This is a genomic window from Pseudomonas sp. 3MAES_34.3B, from assembly GCF_058145875.1.
This window is the reverse complement of sequence record NZ_CM176960.1, coordinates 3,929,587-3,948,336: the sequence shown is the minus strand read 5'-3', so window position 1 is coordinate 3,948,336 and position 18,750 is coordinate 3,929,587. Positions and strand designations below refer to the sequence as shown.

The window sequence follows — 18,750 nt, the reverse complement described above, 5'->3', positions numbered from 1 at the left end:
GGGCTTGAACGTTGAGCGGTGAGCGCGTCGCTGTCCTCATGGCCGCGTTCAACGGTAGCCAATGGATAGACGAGCAGATCGATACCATTCTGGCGCAGCGCGACGTTGCCGTTGAGCTGTTCATCAGCGTAGACCCGAGCGGGGACGACACGCTCGAGCGCTGCCGCCAGCGCGCCGCCGCCGATCAGCGGGTTCATGTGCTGCCGGTGAGTGGGCGGTTTGGTAGTGCCGCCGCGAACTTCTTTCACCTTCTGGCAACGGTCCCGTTCGATAGCTTCGATCTCGTGGCCTTGAGTGACCAGGACGATCATTGGCTGCCTCATAAGCTGCAGCGTGCCGCGCAGCAACTGCCAGCCCAGGGCTGTGAGGCCTATTCCTCGAACGTGACCGCCTTCTGGCCCGATGGGCGCACGCAGCTGCTGCACAAAGCACAGCCGCAAGTAGCCTATGACCACTACTTCGAAGCAGCCGGGCCGGGGTGCACCTATGTCTTTACCAAAGCGCTGGCCGGCTACGTGAAGGCGAAGGTGCAAGAGCAGCGCGAAGCCTTGAGCGGCATCACGTTGCAGGACTGGTACCTGTACGCACTCGTGCGTGCCAGCGGGCGGGCGTGGTTCATCGATGCCGAACCGGGCATGCGCTATCGGCAGCATGCCAGCAACCTGATTGGGGCGAACGTTGGTATGCGCCAGTCCCTCGCCAGGCTTCGGCGCATCCGTGATGGTTGGTGGTTTACCCAAATCCACCTGATCGCCCGGTTGGTAGGTTGCCCTCCACCGCTGCGCAAGCAACTCGATAACGGCCACCGAGGCTTGCTCTGGCTCGCGACTCATGCCCGGCACTGCCGCCGCCGACCTCGTGACCGGTTCTACTTCGCTGCCCTTTGCGTGCTGCAGGCCATCACCGCAGGTACGCGCACATGAGCCGCTCCGTACTGGTTACTGGCGCCACTGGCTTCGTAGGCGCGGCGGTGATGGCCCGCCTGGCGCAGTTGCCAGGCGTACACCCGATCGCCGCGGTACGTCATCCCGAGCGTTGGGCAGGGCCGGGGAGGGCGGTGGCGTATGACCTGCTCGCGGAGGGCTTACCCAACCTTGCTGGCATAGACGCCGTAATCCACTGCGCCGCTCGCGTGCATGTAATGGCGGATACCGTTGAAAGTCCCCTCCAGGCCTACCGTGCCGCTAATGCCGAAGCGACAACGCGCTTGGCAGCGCATGCTGCCGCCTGTGGCGTCCGCCGCTTCGTGTTCCTCAGCAGCATCAAGGTGAACGGCGAAACCACATGTGGCCGTGGCCCGTTTACCCCTGACGACGTGCCCTCGCCACAGGACCCCTACGGCCAATCCAAGTTCGAAGCGGAGCAAGCCCTGCTCAGCCTCGCGGGCAGGGGGGAGCTTGAGGTGGCTATCATTCGCCCGCCGCTGGTATACGGGCCAGGCGTAAAAGCCAACTTCCGGGCAATGATGAGAGCGCTCAGCCGGGGCTGGCCATTGCCCTTCGGTGCGCTGCACAATCGCCGGAGCATGATCGCTGTGCAAAACCTGGCGGACCTTACCGTGCATTGCACCAACGCACCTGCGGCTACGGGGATATTCCTCGCCCGCGATGCTGAACAACCCACCACCACGCAGCTGATGGCCGCGCTGGCGAAAGCGCTCGGCCGAAAGCCAATGCTGCTACCCGTGCCGGCCGACTGGTTGCGCCTCGCCGGTACGGCCGTTGGCAAGCGTGCGGTGATCAGCCGATTATGCGATCCACTGGAGGTGGATTTGCAGCACACCACCGTCCGGTTAGGTTGGACACCGCCGTTGCCGCAAAGCGAAGGCTTGCGCCTGGCGGCGAAGGCGTACCAAGGGGAGCTGAAGTGACCGTAGTTCTCTGCCTCGGCGTATTCCTGCTGTCGGCGCTGCTCACGGGGGCCGTACGCAACTACGCACTGCGCAAGCAGCTGATGGACGTGCCTAATGACCGTAGCTCACACACGGTGCCTACGCCGCGTGGCGGCGGAGTCGGGATAGTGGGCGCTTTCTTGCTGGGGCTACCCGTTGCGGTGTACCTAGGGCTGCTTACGGCGGCTGATGCAAGCGTACTGGCTATCCCCGGCCTGGGCGTTGCCGCCATAGGGTTCGCCGACGACCATGGCCATATCGCCGCCCGCTGGCGCTTGCTGGGCCACTTTATCGCCGCGGGGCTTGGCCTCGCCTTGCTGGCCAACTGGCCGATTGTGCCGCTGTACGGGTCTGTATACCTGAGTGGCCTGTGGCTCGTGATCCCGTTGGTGGTTGGGTTGGTATGGCTGCTCAACCTCTACAATTTCATGGACGGTATCGACGGGATTGCCGGGGTGCAAGCGGTGACGGTGTGCCTGGGGTTGGCCTGGCTGAGCTACCTGTACGCCACGCCTGCTGACGTGGGCTTGGCACTGCTTCTAGCCGCCGCTTCCGCAGGCTTTCTGTGCTGGAACCTCCCGCCCGCCAAGATCTTTATGGGCGATGCGGGTAGTGGGTTTCTTGGGCTGGTGATTGGGCTGCTATGGCTGAAGATAGCCTCGCATGCGCCACAGGTATTCTGGGCAGGGTTGGTGCTGATGGGAGTGTTTGTTGTCGATGCGACCTGGACGCTTGTGGTGAGGTTGCGTAGGGGTGAGAAGGTGTATGAGGCCCACCGCAGCCATGCGTATCAGCATGCGGCGCAGCGGTGGGGGCATGGGAAGGTGACGGCGGCGGTAGCGGTGATCAATTTGGTGTGGTTATTGCCGGTGGGGTGGGAAATTACAAGCGGGACCGCCAGCTTCGCAGCTTGGCAAGGACTGCTCCTGGCGTACGCTCCCCTTGTCGCTCTAGCAATTTGGGCCAAAGCTGGTCATAGATCGTTTTTATAGCCAAATACCAGCCGGGAAAGCAGATACGTAACCGGGAGTGAAACGATTATTGCCATAAGTGGAGCAAGCTCCGCTCGCCAGCCTAAATGATCAATCCAGACCCTCAGTACCACCATGCTGATCAGGTATTGAGCGAGGTATACAAATGGAAAAAGGATGACCGATCTCCATCCCCTGTCGCTTTTGAAGACATAGGACCTGTTAAGAATGAACGCCAGCACAATGCCAAGGGCATAAGCGAGCGAGTAACTCCAGGCATAGTTCAGCCAATTCAAAGCGATCAGGTATACCAGATAGGTGAGGGCGGTATTGAAGCCACCCGACACCAGAAATCTAGCAAGGCTGAAACGGCTTATCATTTTAAGAATGCGTGTTGCCATTAGCGGCTTTTCAACTGAATGAATTCGTCGTATTTCCGAATATAGTCGGCAGCATCGTAATAGTGTGAAGCAAACACTAGCAAGACTGCATCGCTGGAATAGCGATACTGTATACCCCAAGTCATTGGGGGTAAGTGTAGCCCAACATTTGGCTTGTCTAAAATGAACTCTTCTCGATTGCTCCCGTCATCAGCAACTACATGCACAGTTCCCTTGATTGCCAGCAAAAACTGGTGGCATTCCTTGTGAGCATGTTCGCCTCGAGTTTCGGCAGTGGGTACGTCGTAGACGAGAAAGTATCGCTGCGCCTTGAATGGGATTTGGCGCTCGAATTCGCCGACAGATAAATTGCCGCGCATGTCGGTGACTTCAGGTAACACATGCAGCGACACCCCGGCCACTTTGCTTGCCCCTGCGCCGAGTTTTGCGGGCTCGTTCAGGTGCTTGCTGGCAGCCTCAGGCTTGGCATTCACGTACCCGATGATCTTGGCCGGGTTCCCTACTACAATTGCATTTGGAGGCACAGAGCGGGTTACTACCGCGCCAGCTCCGATCATGGCATTTCGCTCAATCGTAATGCCCGGCAATATCGTGCAGTTAGCCCCGAGCGACGCGCCTTGGCGGATTACCGTCCGGGAAAACTCATCCGGATATACCTTGCTCCTAGGAAAGCGGTCATTGGTAAAGGTAGCGTTGGGGCCGATGAAAACGTCGTCTTCTATTTCAATGCCATCCCAGATTTGAACTCCGCACTTGACGGTTACCCGGTTGCCAAGGATTACATCATTCTCGATGAACACCTGATCGCAAATGTTGCAGTCTTCACCGATCCGAGCTTTTGGCAGGACATGGGCAAAAGCCCACACGCGGGTCCCCTTACCAATAGATTTGCTTTCGCAAAGAGCGTGGCTGTGCACGAAGTAATCTTTATCTGAATCTGTCATGGTTTTACTCCGTAATCATGCACGCGCATCGGAATCGCCAACGGCCGCTGCTTGGTGTTTTCATAGGTGCGCCATGCATATGAGCCAACTATTCCAAGCCCCATGAGATTGGCGCAGCCAAGGAAGGTAATAGCTAGCATGATCATGGCATAACCTGGAACTTCGATAGCGCCATGCAGCTTCGCGATTATCACGATGATACCCATTAGTGCTGCCAGAGTAGCTCCAACTGCACCTACTCGGGTCAATAAGCGAATCGGCAAGTCCGTGAAGGAAAAGATGCTATCCATCAAATAGCTCATCTTTTTCTTGAAGGTCCAGGCGGATTTACCGTGTTCCCGCTCCCGTCTGGCGTACGTTATGCACTTACGGCGATACCCCAGCCAAAAGATCTGCGCGATGAGTGAGCTATGGCGCTCGTCAAGGGTTAGCAAGGTATCGCGGAAGGCCTTGTTGCATCCGAACATGTCCACGCCTCCAGGCGGGATCTGCGGAACGACATAACGCCGATAAAAGCCCCAGAATGCTTGGGATGCTAGCCGCGACAACAACGGATCCTCCCGCGCTTCCCGGGCACCGACCACAACATCTACTGGCTCCGTCAGCAGCACACGGTTCATTTCCAATACCAGTTCGGGTGGCTCCTGCAAATCTGCGGCCATCACAGCGAAGCGTGTTCCCTCACCGTATTCAAGCCCGGTTCGGATAGCCATGAATGAGCCGAAATTACGCGACAGCAAAATCAGCTTGGAGCGCCAGTGCTGCTTTGGCAATGCAGCCTCCAACAGCTCGAAGCAGCGGTCCGGGCTACCGTCCACCACAAAGACGACTTCAAGGTCACCATTGAGCGCTTGATCCATTTCTGTCATTGCATTGAGCAGTGCAGGGATGGAAGCTTCATTCTTGTAAACAGGGATAACCAGGGTCAGCACGTTTCATTCCTTGTGAAAGAAGGTTTGAACGGCGGCTATGACCCGCTCGACCTCTTCATCCCCAAGTCCCGGGAAGCACGGAAGGGAAAGGACTTCTTCGCATGCACGTTCCGTATGTTCAAGGCTGCAACGCTGCGTCACTGGGTACGCGGGTTGCTTGTGGTCCGGGATAGGATAGTGAATGTCGCTGGTGATTCCCTGACCCTTCAGGTATTCGGCCAGCTTGGAGCGCTGGGGCGTACGAACCACATACAAATGCGCTACGTAATCAGCCCCTGTCGACGCTGGCAAGCGTATCGGGAGATGGGCGAACGCTTCATTGTAGCGAAGCGCAATACGACGACGTTCGGCATTCCAGGCATCGAGGTGAGGCAGCTTGACGGACAGGATAGCGGCCTGAATCTCGTCCAGTCGACTATTACGGCCACCCGGGACTGCTACTGTGTATTTGGCCGACCAACCATATTGGCGAAGCTGACGAATGCGGGAGGCGACGCCTTCGTCCGACGTAGCAACTGCGCCGCCGTCACCCAACGCCCCCAGGTTTTTCGTAGGATAGAAGCTGAAGCACGCAACGGTCCCGGAGGCGCCGGCGGATTTTCCGTTTCTGCGGGCACCGTGAGACTGAGCGCAGTCCTCGATGACCGGAATACCGGCTCGCTCAGCCACTTCAAGGATGGCTGTCATGTCCGCAAGTAATCCATACAGATGGGTGACAATGATCGCTTTGGGGCCATCGCCAATCAGGGACGCGAGTGACTTCGAACACAGCGTCAACGTATCTGGATCGATGTCAGCGTACAGAGGCACCGCACCCACGGCATGTATGGCCGTGCTGCTATAGAAGCCAGCGTTGGCTACACAAACGACCTTATCACCTGCCTGAACGCCCACACCCTTGAGGGCCAGCTCCAAGGCATCGGAGCCATTGGCTACCGAAATACATTCCGAAACGCCTACATACTGCGCGAAAGCTGCCTCGAACTGTTTGACCTGGTTGCCCAATACATACCAATGACTTTCGATCACAGCACTGACAGCGCCCGCCAGATCAAGGTTGGCGTTAGCTTTACTGGCCGAAAACAGGGGAACCTGTGAGGTGCTCATAGTTTATTCACGTCCATGGTATTTGCCGCGCAGCTCGAGGGTATCCTCGATACGCTGAGGTCTGAATTTATAACAAAGAATGAGTTGTTGCAGGCACTGCCGTTAGCGGGTGACAGCTGGATGCTGAAGCCAGAGCGTTCTGCGGCACGTGTGCCCAGTGCAGCTGCGACATCTGGCCGTTGGCTACCTATCCTGCCGAGGGTCGTCCTACCTCCGCCATCGACGGCCACCACCGCCAACGACCGTTTACCGCTCACGTACGCCCAGCCACGTATGGTAAATGCGGCTGGCTCTGAAGTGATTTCGTCGATGTGCCCCTGCGCTTCAGGTCCCGGCGTTATTTTCAGCTTTAGTCCGTCAGCGTCATGAACCACTCGCCCAGGTGCTGCTATGGCCCCTGCTACATCGGCACTGAAGGCGCTGAAGAGTGCACCGTGAGTGCCTGCATCAAGCGCCATGACCAGCGGTGTTCTGGCCGGCGCAGTGCTGGCTTGCAAGGTACGGCCCATTGCCGTTGCGTTGGCGACAGCCAGCCAGACGAGTATTCCAGTCGCAAGGTAACTACCAGCGCTCATGAGCACTCGCGGTTGTCGATCTACTCGTTTACCGGCGACATAGGCGGCCAGGAACGCAATAAAAGGGATCGTGACGAAAAGATATCGCCCCTGCGGCTGGGGCATGCTGAGCTGGGAGCCAAGGATACTGAAGAGCAAAATGGCAGGGAAAATGCCTATAGCCATTAATATCGGAAGGGCGTCGTCAAGGACATACGCAGAACGAGGCTGACCCGGGAGCGCCTTTATGGCCATAACCATGGCCATGCCTATCAGCACCGCGAACAAAAGTGCTGCAACAGTGTAATTGAAACCGGGTATGAAAACGTTCATCCAGCCGGTGACTGAAAAATAGCTCTTTAGAGACAGGTTCAGCCAAGGGGCTAATGTCGCGACATTTACCACTGCTCCCGGACACCCCACATAGCACGTCCCTGCGAGCGAGCCGGGATCGTTTCGGTGCATTTCCACGAACGCTGCCTGGCCTGATACGCCCGTGATTTCGCCCCAGCTCATATAAGTCACAATCAACATGGGCGCAGCCGCGATGAATGCTGCCCCGCAAATGATCGCAAGCTTTCGCGGTGAGTATCTCCGTCCGATCACGCACTCTGCGACTACGCGTATGGCGATGAATACGATCGCAGGTAGAAAGTACAACTTCGCGAGCAGTAGCAGGGCGATCGAAAGGCCCAGCAACACTGCCCTCCCGAGGTTGGGTTTCTCCAGAAACCTGAGGCATGCCGCCAAGCTGAGCGCTACTGCTGTAATCCCGTACGCGTCACTGTTGAAGTAAGAAAATATGAATGTAACCTGAGGTATAAGGCAAACAGCTATTGCAATTATCAATGCGGTTAGCCGCTTGGCACAGACAGCCATCGCGACCTGATAGATCGAGAGGAGAAAGACCGGTGCTAGTATCCAGTTGAACACACGCCCGGCTAGAAACCCAAGGTCGGGGGGAAGCAGCGCAGACAGCAAGTAAGATGTGGTCAGCGCACCGAGAACATGTGGAAACGGGAGGCCGTGATACCAGAAGTCCCCGGGCTGCCAAGTATGGCCACTGAGCTTTCCGTGGAACGGTTGGTCGATCGTAGCCGTGACAGGCAAATGGTGCGTTGTATAAAGGTAGTCCAGCAAAAAGTAATGGGTCGATTCATCCGGTGCGCCATGGAAGGCGATAATGGCCGACCAGGCGATGACTAGCAGGAAAAAGCCAACAGCGGCAAATATCGCCCGAGATTGCGAAGGGGTATCCACTCCGATCCTCATATTTTCACGCGAGGCGGCCATGCCAATCCGAAATCTTCGTGGTCCAGGGTCAGGTTAGGATTATAGGCGTAGTCTTCCTGTATACGTGGCCAGCGACGCTTCATGTACGCGACTTCGGAAGCGAAACGCGCTTTCTTTTCAGGCGTATCCTCCAGACCGCGCGTAGCGCTTTCATGATGATAAAGCTCCGCGTAGGGCGTCCAGACGTTTACATAGCCCATCTCTTGGAGACGCAGGCAGAAATCCACGTCATTGAAGGCAATGACCAGATGCTCTTCGTCAAGGCCACCGACTGTTTCGAACACTACCTTTCTTACAACGAGACAGGCAGCGGTAACGGCAGAAAATTCCTGAATGAGCTCAGCTCTGCAGAAGTATCCATGATCCCCTTTTGGCAGGTACTTATGGGAATGACCAGCCACGCCCCCTACGCCTACTATAACTCCGCCGTGTTGCAGGCGGTCGTCGGGATACCACAGTCGGGCGCCGACTGCGCCCACGCCAGGTTGCAGCGCCACCGCGACCAGTTCATTCAACCACTCTGGCGTGATGACCTCGATATCATTGTTGATAAGGGCGACTAATTCTCCTCGGGCAATCTCGACCGCTCGATTGTTAAGGGCAGAATAATTGAACGGTCGGCTGTCGCGGATGACGCGGACGTTATCCAGTGCCTCCAAGCTGCTGAAATAGGCCAAGGCAGCCAGGTCATCGGACCCATTATCTATCAAGATGATTTCGTAACGCGGGTAGGTAGTGAGTTCAATAATGCTGTCGATGCATTGCTTTACCAGCAGATGAGCGTTGCGCGTCGGAATGATCAGGGAAACGAGCGGGGCGATCTCTGGCAGCGAATAGTGCACCCGATACATGCCGGTTGGTAACAATTCCACGTCGCCCGTGCAGCTGCTCCGCTTCAGGTGGTCGGCAAGCGCTTGCACGCCGGCGATAGCCGCGTATGGTTTCTCGTTGCCTGCAAGGGCTGTACTGCCCTGGTGCACGCGCCAGTGGTAGAGCACACGCGGGATATGCACAATCTGTGCTGGATCAATTCGGTCCATGCAGCGTAAGGCGAGGTCGTAGTCTTGAGAGCCTTCGTATCCTGCGCGGAAACCCTGTAGCTCGCGAACAAGAGATGTTTTGTAGACGCCCAGATGACAAACCATATTCTGGGATCGGAAGAGGAACTTGTTCCATGATGGCTTGAAGTAAGGCGAAGATCTGCGGCCTGCCTCATCAATCTTGTCTTCATCGGAATACAATAACGCCGCATCCGGATGATCCTTGATGGATTTCACTACCCAGTACAGGGCATGCTCGGCCAATAGGTCGTCATTATCCATCAAGGCAATAAACTCACCTTTCGCAAGCTGCAATGCGCTATTGCTCGCTTCCGAGATATGGCCGTTCTGCTCCCTGAATACAACTTTAATACGAGGGTCTTGGGCTGCATGGCCGCGAAGCGCCTGAGACACCTCAGGATCGCTGGAAGCATCGTCAGCGATACACAGTTCCCAGTTCGAATAGATCTGGCGTCGCACGCTATCGACTGCTGCGTTCAGTAATGCCAGAGGCGGGTTGTAGACCGGCATTATGATGGAAATCAATGGCTTGTCTTTCCAGCCCCGGATGTCTTCTTTCATCCTCCAGCGCTTGTCATCGTCCAAAGTGTCGTAATAAGCGACCCACTGTGCGTAATCGTTCCGGTCCGGGACCGGGCGGCTTTCCTGCCCTATGAATTCAGGAGTGCCCATTTGGATGAACCGGCGGATCCTGGCAACACATCCAGCGACGCCGTGGGTGCGCAGCACGTTAAGAGCCTTGCGGGAGGTCGAGGCCAATCCGCCCCCCCGGCGGATGATTGAAGGAAGAATACGCAGGATCCTGCGCGCGCGCAGCGCCATCCGACTTGCCTTTCTAAGCGGTGCGGTCACCAGCCAGCTTGTCGAGCCCTGAAGCGCCATGATATGGAGGTTCAGATTATGGATATGCGTGTCCTTGGCTATCTGCTGATTCGTCAGGGCCTCCTGAAGCCGATCAACCTCAGTGCGTAAGCTGGCGACTTCTGTGCTCAGTGAGTCGATCGAAACGCTGTCATTGGCCGCCGGCGGTGACTCGGTATGCGTAATATCGGTAACGAGGGGTAGAGCTGCTTGGCTATCCATAGGCGCCATATTGAATTCCTTTTCGTCCGCAACGATGTCTTCGAGAGATGAAACGGGCGGGCTGTTTTCCAACGGCACGTGCATTGGGCGCAATGCAGAGCCTAATGTGATGCGCGCCACGAGGTGCAAGCTGTCGGAAGGCTTGCTGCCCGCGGGCAAGCTGATATGAAAACTGGGGTCCGAATCAGTGGCTAATAGTGCGTCTGTTCCATCAGGGGCGACTACTTTCATTAATCCGGAGATCGCCGTCAAGTGTTGCCATTCGCCGTCCCACGACCAAAGCTCGTTCTCACCATCTTTCAATACCAAGCTGTCGATGCGGAAAAGGCTCGGCTGATCGACCGGATCGAATCTCAGCAGGCTGCAGTCGACCGAGATCGGGTAAGGTACTGTCAGCGTCAGTGTGTTGGTTTCGGGAAGCAGAACGGCACTGGTGCATCGGGATTCGTTGAAGCCTCCATTGCTGTCCGCCCAATACAATGCCGCACTAATGGGCGCTGCCTCTACAGCTGCATGCTCTCCCAGGCTCGTCATGGGCTGCCAGTCAACGAACTCCTCACGAGAGCGACCTGTTACGATCTCCTGCAGCTCGGCTTCCTCTTGCACGAAGCGGTCAACCTCGTCCAAGGAAATTGCCAAGCCCAGATGAGCAAAGAGGTCAGTGACGAAGGTGCCTCGGGTGACTCCGGGACGCTGTGGCGATTTTGTGGCCAGCAGAAGCAATATCGCTCGGACCAGTAGATGGCCCAGCTTTATCCCATCTGGCTTGCACCACTCCTGATCGATGAAAACTGCGCGACCTGAAGGCTCGAGGATTATATTGCTTGGCACTGCATCAATGAGTTCCCCGGGCAGTACGCTGTACACATTCAAATCGAAGCAAGGGCTTCCAGACTCATCTGCCAGCGATCGGAGTACCTGCAGGTAGGTATCAAAGAATTCTGCGAATTTCTCTATGGTCCAGTCCGGCTCTGCCGCGAGATCGATGAAGCGGTTACTCAGCAATATGCCCTCTATATAGGGTGCGCTAGCCGGCAGCTTGTAGATGAAAGTTTCCGGCGAGTTCTCAAGGGGCGCAAGAGGCCGATAACGAACCTGGATTACGCTGCCCACTTCAGTGAAGCAAGCTTCCTTGCAATAGGCAGGCTTGCGTCCTGTGCTGTAGTGATACGCCAAATGACTTGGGTCAATGGCCGGCGTGGCAGGATCCGTAGTGGCACAAACGAGGAACGAGTTGGCCAGTTCCATCCCCAGGCCATTCTCGATCACCTCTGGCCATGCCCGATGCAGGTCGAAATGGGTGTCATTGGGAAGTTGCGGATCCTTGCCTACGCTTTGGGCGAGCAGGCTCGCGGCGTCGAACTGAGGGTGAAGCATTCCCTGCTCGGTAATGATCGTGTGAGGCAGTTTGTAGTCAGGTACAGGGGCGAGAAACTCCGTCGATACGAAGCCCGCCTGTTTCAACAGGTTGGTTAATACAGCGCGACCGAACGTTTGCGGCTGGCCTGCATTGTAGCGACCTTCAATACCATACATGGGTACTCCCAAATGGTCTTCAGGAGCGCCCGCGAAGTATTTCAGGCCGAGCTGGTTTTCAATGGCGATGAATAACCGTCCTCCGGGCTTCAGAAAGCTCGCGGCTTTCTTGAGCATGTGAAGAGCAGGGTTGGGTGCCGTACTGAACATGCTTGCATATTCGAGGACCCCGATAAGGGTCACCGCATCGAACTGTTCCGATGTCGTGAAATCGTCGAATCTTTCAGCCAGCACGGTTACGTTCGAAAGGTCACGGGTGCGGCTGGCTGCGGTACTTGCACGCCTGAGGCTTCCTTCCAGGCACAGTACTTGTGCGCCGCATTCTCCAAGGAAGCGGCTGATCGCTCCACATCCAGCACCAATTTCCAGCACCGAGCCCTTGAGTAAGGCTTCAAAGGGGCGAAGAATGTTTCCTCGGGCTGGGGAAAGATGGTAAAGGCTGGACCAGTCCCTGCAATGACTGAAAAGCTCCGGTGACAAGGCTGTGAGATCGTGAGCGTTTCTGATGACTCCGCCAACATAATCTTCCGCATCATCGCCATCGCTATAGTTGATACTCGCGTAATCGGGTCTTGCCCATACCCCTGTCGCGGCATCGAGGACGTATTGGTGGGTTTCTGGCATGTTCATGAGGCGGCCTCTACGTTGATGCTGCCGGCCAAATCCACGAGCCCCAGCATCTGTGGGGTAGGGCTGACACATAAATGGATGGAGTCGTACCGACGGTCATGGGGGACCACAGCCTCGCCCTCGTTGGAGGCCAGGCCTAGCGATATGAAGAAATCTCCCGAGCCCAACCGAGCAACGAAGGAAATTTTAAACCTCGCTACGGAATGCGGCTGTCCGGTCTCGGACATCGCAGCGCAGCGTTGAAGTTCCGTATTGGTACCGTAAAGGGTAACGCCTTCTTTCGTTTTGAGTGCCAGACCTAAAATGGGATTGATGACCTGGCGATTGAACCGGACCGTGACCCATAAATCGACCGTGTCCCCGCTGTTGATCTGCGTGGGGAAATCCTGTCCAGCGCTTCGTAAATGGTAGTCCAGAAGCGTAGCGGCGCCGTCACCCCAACGGTACTCGTGGGAGTTATAGCCTGGCCTGGTACAGAACTTGTCCGCATCGGATGCCAGTTCGAAAGCAGGTGGGGTTTCGGCAGTGGGGTCCAAGGCTGGCGATGTATCTGGTAAGGGCGTGGATTCGGAATCTCTTCCGAATAGCAGATCCAGATAACGGTTTATCACTGGCCGTGGTTTGTCGACCATTTCAAGCCGTCCGCCATCCAGAAGTACCGCGCGGTCGCAGTGTGTTACCACCTGCTCGCTGGCGTGAGTGACCAGCAAGATGCTGGTTCCCGTTGCCTTCAGTTGTTTGAGGCGTTCGAAGCATTTGGCCTGGAACCTGGCGTCCCCGACCGATAACGCTTCATCGACTATGAGGATTTCAGGATCTACTTGAGCCTGCACGGCAAATGCCAGACGGACAGCCATGCCGCTCGAGTATGCTTTTACGGGTTGCTCGATGAAATCGCCAATATCTGCGAATGCAACGATTGCATCGAACCGGCTTTCAATCTCTTCCCGGCTCAAACCCAAGACTGCGCCATTGAGATAAATATTCTCGCGCCCGCTGAATTCGGGGTTGAAACCCGAACCTAGTTCAAGAAGCGCCGCTATCCGCCCGCTTTTGCTGACGTGTCCGGTGGTAGGCGACAGCGTTCCGCAAATGATTTGCAGCAACGTCGATTTGCCCGAGCCGTTGCGACCCACGATGCCGACCGTTTCTCCTCTGGCTACGTCGAAGCTGATTCCGCGTAGCGCCCAGAATTCCCGACCGTAGTGCGTCGGTGGATCACCTGCCCAGCGTTGCATCCGGGGTACCACAAACTGTTTGAGGCGGTCGGCCGGTTTTTCATACGTGTGAAAGCACTTGGAAACGTCTTGAACCCGTATTGCATAATCAAAGGACATCGGCGAATCCTTTCCGCATCCGCTGGAATAACCAGAAACCTGCTATGGCGCATACCAGACCGAAGGCCACGGCCCTTGCATAAGCGAACCAATCGGGTGACAGGCCAAAGATGAGCACGTTTCGGCCCTCCTCGATGATGTAGGTCAGGGGATTGAGTGCCAGCCAGGGGCGATAGGCTGGTGGAAGAGCCGACACGGGATACAGGACCGGCGACAGGAACAGTAAAACGGTTGTCAGTACGGTGATGATTTGCCCAACGTCACGAAGGTAGACGCCGAGTGCGGCCAAACCCCAGCAGAGGCCTAGCGTTGCCAGGCACAAGGGGATCAGCAGAAGCACGAAAAACCCGGCCGTGGCCGCCAGGGTGCCGCTTATAAGTAACTGCGCCAACAGCAACACCGCAACGCTGATTGCTGTGTGAAAAAGCGCAGCCCCTAATGTGATCACTGGCAGGATCTCCAGCGGAAATACAACTTTCTTTACGTAGTTTGCGTTGCTCAGGATCAATGAGGGTGCGCGGTTCGCGCATTCTGCAAATAGGCCATGGATGATCATGCCCACAAACAGAAGGATGGCGAAGTTACCCTTGCCTTCCTGCCCAGCCCAGCGGGATTGAAACACCTCGGAGAAAACGAAGGTATAAACGACAAGCATCAGGATCGGGTTGAAGAAAGACCATGCCAGGCCCATCACCGAACCTCGGTAGCGGCCGACCACTTCGCGGCGAGTCATCTGAATGATCAGCTCTCGATTCAACCAGAAGCTGCGCAAGAAACCTGCGGGGCCGGAACCCATTCCTTTAGAAATATTCACTATCACTTCCCGTGACCCCTCCCGTCAGGGCAAGTACGCCCGAAGCTGCCAGCTTTGCCGCTGCGGCAGGGGGTTGTTTTTAAACGCGTTTTATCAGGCTTGCAACAGCCAGGCTCATATTTCCAAGGAAGGTCTGTCGATAGACGCCTGCGCGCCTGAGCAGCAGCAGAGCGGCCAAGCCCGCTTTGGCGCGCGCAGCGACAAAAAGCGCTAGAGTCTGCCGGTTTTCAGAGGTTATCAACTCATCAATCGTGGAGAGTATCTCGATGTTCACAGTGTTCCACTGAGCGAAGCGGCCGGAAAGCATCATGGACAATCGCCGGACCCGATCCATGATGGAGGCATTTCCACCAATCAGGTTGTCGTCGTGCTGGCGATAGTCCAGGCAAGGTCGCGGGTCATAGAGGACGGTCCCACCTACCGCTGATACCAGAAGGTAAGCGAGCCAGTCGTGAGCGACGATCTTTGAGCCTTCGCCTACTCGGCCTATCAGGCGACGGGTCGTTTCGTTGAACACCATCGTATTAGCCCCTGCCAAGCTTTGTACGAGGGCATTGGAGAACCTGGGCGGCCTGACGAAGGCAGGAGACTCACCAAGCACGGCGCCGCGTTCGTCCACGAGCCGGGTTCTACCACAGTACAGCAGAGCCCCCTGCGAACAATCGGATAGGGCCACAAGCGCCCGGCTCAGTTTGTCGGTATACCAAATGTCATCCTGATCGCTGAATGCGTAATAGTCGGCATACACCTCATCCCTACGCATCAGGGACAGGAAATTTGCAGCGAACCCCATCCTGGGGCCAGTAAATAATGTGAATCGATCCCGGAGGAGGGAGGAGTAGCGTTGCAGTATCGAAAGGGTGGCGTCAGTCGAGCCATCATCTGAAATATAAAGATGCCATCTTGTATGGTTTTGACCAATAATCGAATCGAGCTGCTGCTCAAGAAAGCGTTCCCCATTATAGGTACACATCAAGATTGCAATGCTCGAAGACTGCGGCCCGGTTGTAGCCTGGATAGCCTCTCCCGCGGGCTGGGGCGTCATCTGGGCCGCCGTATCGAATTCCGCCTTTCCCTTGATTTGTATCATTGAGGCATACCCGCGCCTTCCGTCGGCTGTATTTCTGGCATAGTCTGTGTTGACCGTGGTGATTCGAAGCGGGGGCACCATAACAGACGTGCTCTTCGCAGCCAATCGGGGCGTAACCGCATGCAGACAATGCCGGGCCCGAATGGTTCCAAAAATAGTTACAGTTGATTGCAGGGGCGCTGGTGGACAGACTAAGAAGACTTTTGTTGGCGCTGCCAAGGCGACAAAAACGCCTTATTCAGGTAGTAGTGGACATCGGGCTTGTCTGGCTGGCGTTATGGATGGCGTTTGTAGTTCGCCTGGGAATCGAAGACCTTATCAATCCGGTCGGGGACTATCTTTGGCTCTTTGCCGCCGCTCCCCTTGTGTCGATCCCGCTTTTCATACGTCTGGGAATGTATCGTGCGGTGATGCGTTACTTTGGTAACGACGCCCTTGTCACGATATTCAAAGCTGTCAGTCTCGCCGCACTTGTTCTGGCATTGGTAATATTCTGGTTCAGTAATCACAAAGCCGTCGTCCCAAGATCAATTATTTTCAACTATTGGTGGCTCAGCCTTGTGATTCTAGGTGGGCTTCGATTGGCAATGCGACAGTTCTTTCTCGGTGACTGGTTTACCGGGGCCAGCCACGTACCATTCCTGGGTAGAGACGAAAGCTATACCAAGGTTGTGATATATGGTGCGGGTGTAGCGGGTAACCAGTTGGTTTCCGCGCTGCGAATGGGCAAGGCCATGCGGCCGGTAGCTTTTATTGATGATGATCCAGGCCTGACCAGGCGAGTCATTGCGGGGCTACAGGTTTATAAGCCCAGGCACATGAAGAGAATGATAGAGGAAACAGGAGCCACCGAAGTCCTGCTGGCATTACCCTCATTGAGCCGCGGGCGGCGTAGGGAAATCCTTGAATACTTAGAATCCTTCCCGCTCCACGTTCGCAGCGTGCCAAATCTTTCTGACCTTGCAAGTGGCAGGGTGAAAGTGGAGGACATTCAGGAAGTCGACGTTGCCGATCTGCTTGGCCGCGATCCTGTACCCGCACAGCCTGATTTACTGAGGCAGTGCGTGAGTGGAAGGGTTGTACTGGTGACCGGTGCAGGTGGGTCGATCGGCTCAGAACTGTGCCGGCAGATTCTTCTTCTGGAGCCGTTGCAGCTGCTGCTGTTCGATCACAGCGAGTTCAACCTCTACGCGATCAGTGGGGAGCTCGAGCAATTGCTGATCAGGCATTCCCTGAATACGCGGGTTGTTCCGATCCTGGGATCGGTAAGGGATTCAGGCAAGCTTCGCCAAACGTTGCAAGCCTGGCGCGTGGAAACGGTCTATCACGCGGCAGCTTATAAGCACGTTCCGATTGTAGAGCAAAATATTTCCGAAGGGGTACTGAACAATGTCTTTGGGACCTTGCATCTGGCCCAGGCAGCAGTTCGAGCAGGCGTGTCTAACTTTGTACTGATTTCAACCGATAAAGCCGTGCGGCCGACGAATATCATGGGTAGCACCAAAAGGTTGGCCGAGTTGATTCTTCAGGGACTTAGCCGCGAAGCGGCCCCGGTTCTATTTGAAGATCCTTCCAATGTTGCCCAGGTCAATCGAACACGGTTTGCGATGGTCAGGTTCGGTAACGTTCTAGGGTCATCAGGGTCTGTTATACCGCTGTTCCATAAACAGATCTGTGCTGGAGGGCCGCTCACTGTTACGCACCCAAAGATAACGCGTTATTTCATGACTATTCCAGAAGCCGCTCAGCTTGTCATTCAAGCTGGCGGCTTGGGAGGGGGGGGCGAAGTATTTGTACTGGATATGGGGCCGCCCGTTTTGATCGCCGAACTCGCTGAAAAAATGATACGCCTAGCCGGTATGAGCGTTCGCTCCGAGCGAAATCCTCATGGGGATATTGCCATAGAGTTCACTGGTTTGCGGCCGGGGGAGAAACTATACGAGGAATTGCTGATCGGTGAGGACGTGGTCCCGACGCGCCACCCCATGATCATGTGTGCGCATGAAGAAAGCATCGCCTGGGATGAATTGAAGCGCAAGCTGGCAGCCCTGCAAGGGGCTCTGAGAAATGAAGATTTCCAGCAAGTGCGAACGATCCTGCGGCAGACCGTAATTGGATATGAACCGCAGGATACTATCGTCGACTGGTTTCACTTGCAGCAGCGTTCGGATGCAGAGTGACTCACCGGTTCACAGGCAACGGCGGCAGCTCTCCTGCTGGCTCCCCGTTCGTTGGTTGATGGGCGCGGTGCATCCAGAACGCACCGGCGTCTTCAACCAGCGTACACTCGTTCTCAATACAGTCGCTTTCGGTGTAGTAGTGGAAGACGAGACTCTTTCTGGTGCGAGCGGGGTCGGCGATTGGCATGCCCCCGTGTAGGAGGTAGCAGCTCCAGATGAACACATCACCCTTCTTGGCTGCAAACGTTTCAGCTTCAAGATTTCTTTCCGAGATCTGCTGCTCCATGTGAGCATGCCATGCGTTCATTTCGTCAGGCACGAAATGCAGTGATCCATTGGAGAAGCGGTACGCAGGGATCTTATGGCTGCCTGGATAGTAGCGAAGAGGGCCTGCGTCCATATGGCAATCTTCCAGCGCGACCCATATAGCAACCAAGCTATGAGGAGTGCGTGGGGTCATGTACAAAGCGTCCACATGATCCGGTTGGCTGCTTCCCTGATCGAAGCTTAGGGAGTTGCACAAAACAACCTTCTCTCCAAGTAACTTGTTCAGTAGCGGAGATATTCGGTCATTGAGCGCAAGGCCGCGGATAGCGTCAATTTCCAGGTAGAGGTCATTGAGCTTGAAACGATGCGTTTTCGCGGCTTGGGTGTCCACGTCCCGAAGCTTGAGCCTTTTTCCGGTTACCAGGTCGTCAACGACAATGCGAGGGTGCCGCTCACGCCAGGCAGACTCCTGGGCCTCCCTGGCTTGGTCGATCTCGGCATGCGAATAAAAGCCGGGCAGCTTCAAAAAGCCGTCCCTGTCCCACGGTGATGTATCTACGGGCGGCGGCGAGGGCCGCTTGAAGAGTCTGCTTAGGTTGATCACGTCGAAATTCCAAGGGCTACAGAAAGGCCGGCGTCTGCCGCTGTCCTGCGCGAGT

At 56.1% G+C, this 18,750-nt stretch carries 14 protein-coding genes; 4 read left to right on the top strand and 10 right to left on the bottom strand.

What is annotated here, in order from left to right:
• Positions 1-11 precede the first annotated feature (11 nt).
• Genes AC3Z8Y_RS17495 through AC3Z8Y_RS17485 form a run of 3 tightly spaced genes read left to right on the top strand, consistent with a single transcriptional unit; the run spans position 12 to position 2,883 of the window.
• Positions 12-923: a glycosyltransferase gene (locus AC3Z8Y_RS17495; RefSeq protein WP_490086895.1), complete on the top strand. Its 912-nt coding sequence runs from the start codon at positions 12-14 to the stop codon at positions 921-923.
• Positions 920-1,870, top strand: a complete 951-nt coding sequence (locus AC3Z8Y_RS17490; RefSeq protein WP_490086894.1) for a UDP-glucose 4-epimerase family protein — start codon at positions 920-922, stop codon at positions 1,868-1,870. The genes AC3Z8Y_RS17495 and AC3Z8Y_RS17490 overlap by 4 nt, the downstream gene beginning before the upstream one ends.
• Positions 1,867-2,883, top strand: coding sequence for an MraY family glycosyltransferase (locus AC3Z8Y_RS17485; protein WP_490086893.1), 1,017 nt, complete (start codon positions 1,867-1,869; stop codon positions 2,881-2,883). Before AC3Z8Y_RS17490 ends, AC3Z8Y_RS17485 begins: the two co-directional genes overlap by 4 nt.
• Here the strand turns inward: AC3Z8Y_RS17485 and AC3Z8Y_RS17480 are convergent.
• The 9 genes from AC3Z8Y_RS17480 to AC3Z8Y_RS17440 form a co-directional block, all read right to left on the bottom strand.
• On the bottom strand, positions 2,865-3,263 hold the full coding sequence (locus AC3Z8Y_RS17480; RefSeq protein WP_490086892.1) for a GtrA family protein: 399 nt from the start codon (positions 3,261-3,263) through the stop codon (positions 2,865-2,867). The two genes, AC3Z8Y_RS17485 and AC3Z8Y_RS17480, sit on opposite strands and share 19 nt — an antisense overlap.
• Positions 3,263-4,207 carry a WxcM-like domain-containing protein gene (locus AC3Z8Y_RS17475; protein ID WP_490086891.1) on the bottom strand — a complete coding sequence of 315 codons (945 nt, stop codon included), beginning with the start codon at positions 4,205-4,207 and terminating at the stop codon, positions 3,263-3,265. The genes AC3Z8Y_RS17480 and AC3Z8Y_RS17475 overlap by 1 nt, the downstream gene beginning before the upstream one ends.
• Entirely contained in the window at positions 4,204-5,139 is a 936-nt protein-coding gene (locus AC3Z8Y_RS17470) for a glycosyltransferase family 2 protein (protein WP_490086890.1), read from the bottom strand. The genes AC3Z8Y_RS17475 and AC3Z8Y_RS17470 overlap by 4 nt, the downstream gene beginning before the upstream one ends.
• 3 nt (positions 5,140-5,142) lie before the next feature.
• Positions 5,143-6,246 carry a DegT/DnrJ/EryC1/StrS family aminotransferase gene (locus AC3Z8Y_RS17465; protein ID WP_490086889.1) on the bottom strand — a complete coding sequence of 368 codons (1,104 nt, stop codon included), beginning with the start codon at positions 6,244-6,246 and terminating at the stop codon, positions 5,143-5,145.
• Positions 6,243-8,093 (bottom strand): DUF2142 domain-containing protein, encoded by a 1,851-nt coding sequence (locus AC3Z8Y_RS17460; protein ID WP_490086888.1) that lies wholly within the window; start codon positions 8,091-8,093, stop codon positions 6,243-6,245. The genes AC3Z8Y_RS17465 and AC3Z8Y_RS17460 overlap by 4 nt, the downstream gene beginning before the upstream one ends.
• Positions 8,069-12,403, bottom strand: coding sequence for a glycosyltransferase (locus tag AC3Z8Y_RS17455; RefSeq protein WP_490086887.1), 4,335 nt, complete (start codon positions 12,401-12,403; stop codon positions 8,069-8,071). The genes AC3Z8Y_RS17460 and AC3Z8Y_RS17455 overlap by 25 nt, the downstream gene beginning before the upstream one ends.
• A complete protein-coding gene (locus AC3Z8Y_RS17450) occupies positions 12,400-13,740 on the bottom strand; it encodes an ABC transporter ATP-binding protein (protein ID WP_490086886.1) in 1,341 nt (446 codons plus the stop codon). The genes AC3Z8Y_RS17455 and AC3Z8Y_RS17450 overlap by 4 nt, the downstream gene beginning before the upstream one ends.
• Positions 13,730-14,473, bottom strand: a complete 744-nt coding sequence (locus AC3Z8Y_RS17445; protein WP_490090027.1) for an ABC transporter permease — start codon at positions 14,471-14,473, stop codon at positions 13,730-13,732. Before AC3Z8Y_RS17445 ends, AC3Z8Y_RS17450 begins: the two co-directional genes overlap by 11 nt.
• Before the next feature lie 160 nt (positions 14,474-14,633).
• Positions 14,634-15,644, bottom strand: coding sequence for a glycosyltransferase family 2 protein (locus AC3Z8Y_RS17440; RefSeq protein ID WP_490086885.1), 1,011 nt, complete (start codon positions 15,642-15,644; stop codon positions 14,634-14,636).
• Positions 15,645-15,826: 182 nt separating this feature from the next.
• On the opposite strand from AC3Z8Y_RS17440, the gene AC3Z8Y_RS17435 reads away from it, so the two are divergent.
• Positions 15,827-17,824: a polysaccharide biosynthesis protein gene (locus AC3Z8Y_RS17435; protein WP_490086884.1), complete on the top strand. Its 1,998-nt coding sequence runs from the start codon at positions 15,827-15,829 to the stop codon at positions 17,822-17,824.
• Position 17,825: 1 nt separating this feature from the next.
• On the opposite strand, the gene AC3Z8Y_RS17430 is transcribed toward AC3Z8Y_RS17435, so the two are convergent.
• Positions 17,826-18,695: a phytanoyl-CoA dioxygenase family protein gene (locus AC3Z8Y_RS17430; RefSeq protein ID WP_490086883.1), complete on the bottom strand. Its 870-nt coding sequence runs from the start codon at positions 18,693-18,695 to the stop codon at positions 17,826-17,828.
• Positions 18,696-18,750: the final 55 nt, after the last annotated feature.

Excerpts from the sequence above, each read along its gene's own strand:
- AC3Z8Y_RS17455 (WP_490086887.1), bottom strand. The coding sequence starts at position 12,403 with ATGAACATGCCAGAAACCCACCAATACGTCCTCGATGCCGCGACAGGG.
- AC3Z8Y_RS17450 (WP_490086886.1), bottom strand. The coding sequence starts at position 13,740 with ATGTCCTTTGATTATGCAATACGGGTTCAAGACGTTTCCAAGTGCTTT.
- AC3Z8Y_RS17445 (WP_490090027.1), bottom strand. The coding sequence starts at position 14,473 with ATGACTCGCCGCGAAGTGGTCGGCCGCTACCGAGGTTCGGTGATGGGC.
- AC3Z8Y_RS17490 (WP_490086894.1), top strand. The coding sequence starts at position 920 with ATGAGCCGCTCCGTACTGGTTACTGGCGCCACTGGCTTCGTAGGCGCG.
- AC3Z8Y_RS17440 (WP_490086885.1), bottom strand. The coding sequence starts at position 15,644 with ATGATACAAATCAAGGGAAAGGCGGAATTCGATACGGCGGCCCAGATG.
- AC3Z8Y_RS17460 (WP_490086888.1), bottom strand. The coding sequence starts at position 8,093 with ATGGCCGCCTCGCGTGAAAATATGAGGATCGGAGTGGATACCCCTTCG.
- AC3Z8Y_RS17465 (WP_490086889.1), bottom strand. The coding sequence starts at position 6,246 with ATGAGCACCTCACAGGTTCCCCTGTTTTCGGCCAGTAAAGCTAACGCC.
- AC3Z8Y_RS17475 (WP_490086891.1), bottom strand. The coding sequence starts at position 4,207 with ATGACAGATTCAGATAAAGATTACTTCGTGCACAGCCACGCTCTTTGC.
- AC3Z8Y_RS17480 (WP_490086892.1), bottom strand. The coding sequence starts at position 3,263 with ATGGCAACACGCATTCTTAAAATGATAAGCCGTTTCAGCCTTGCTAGA.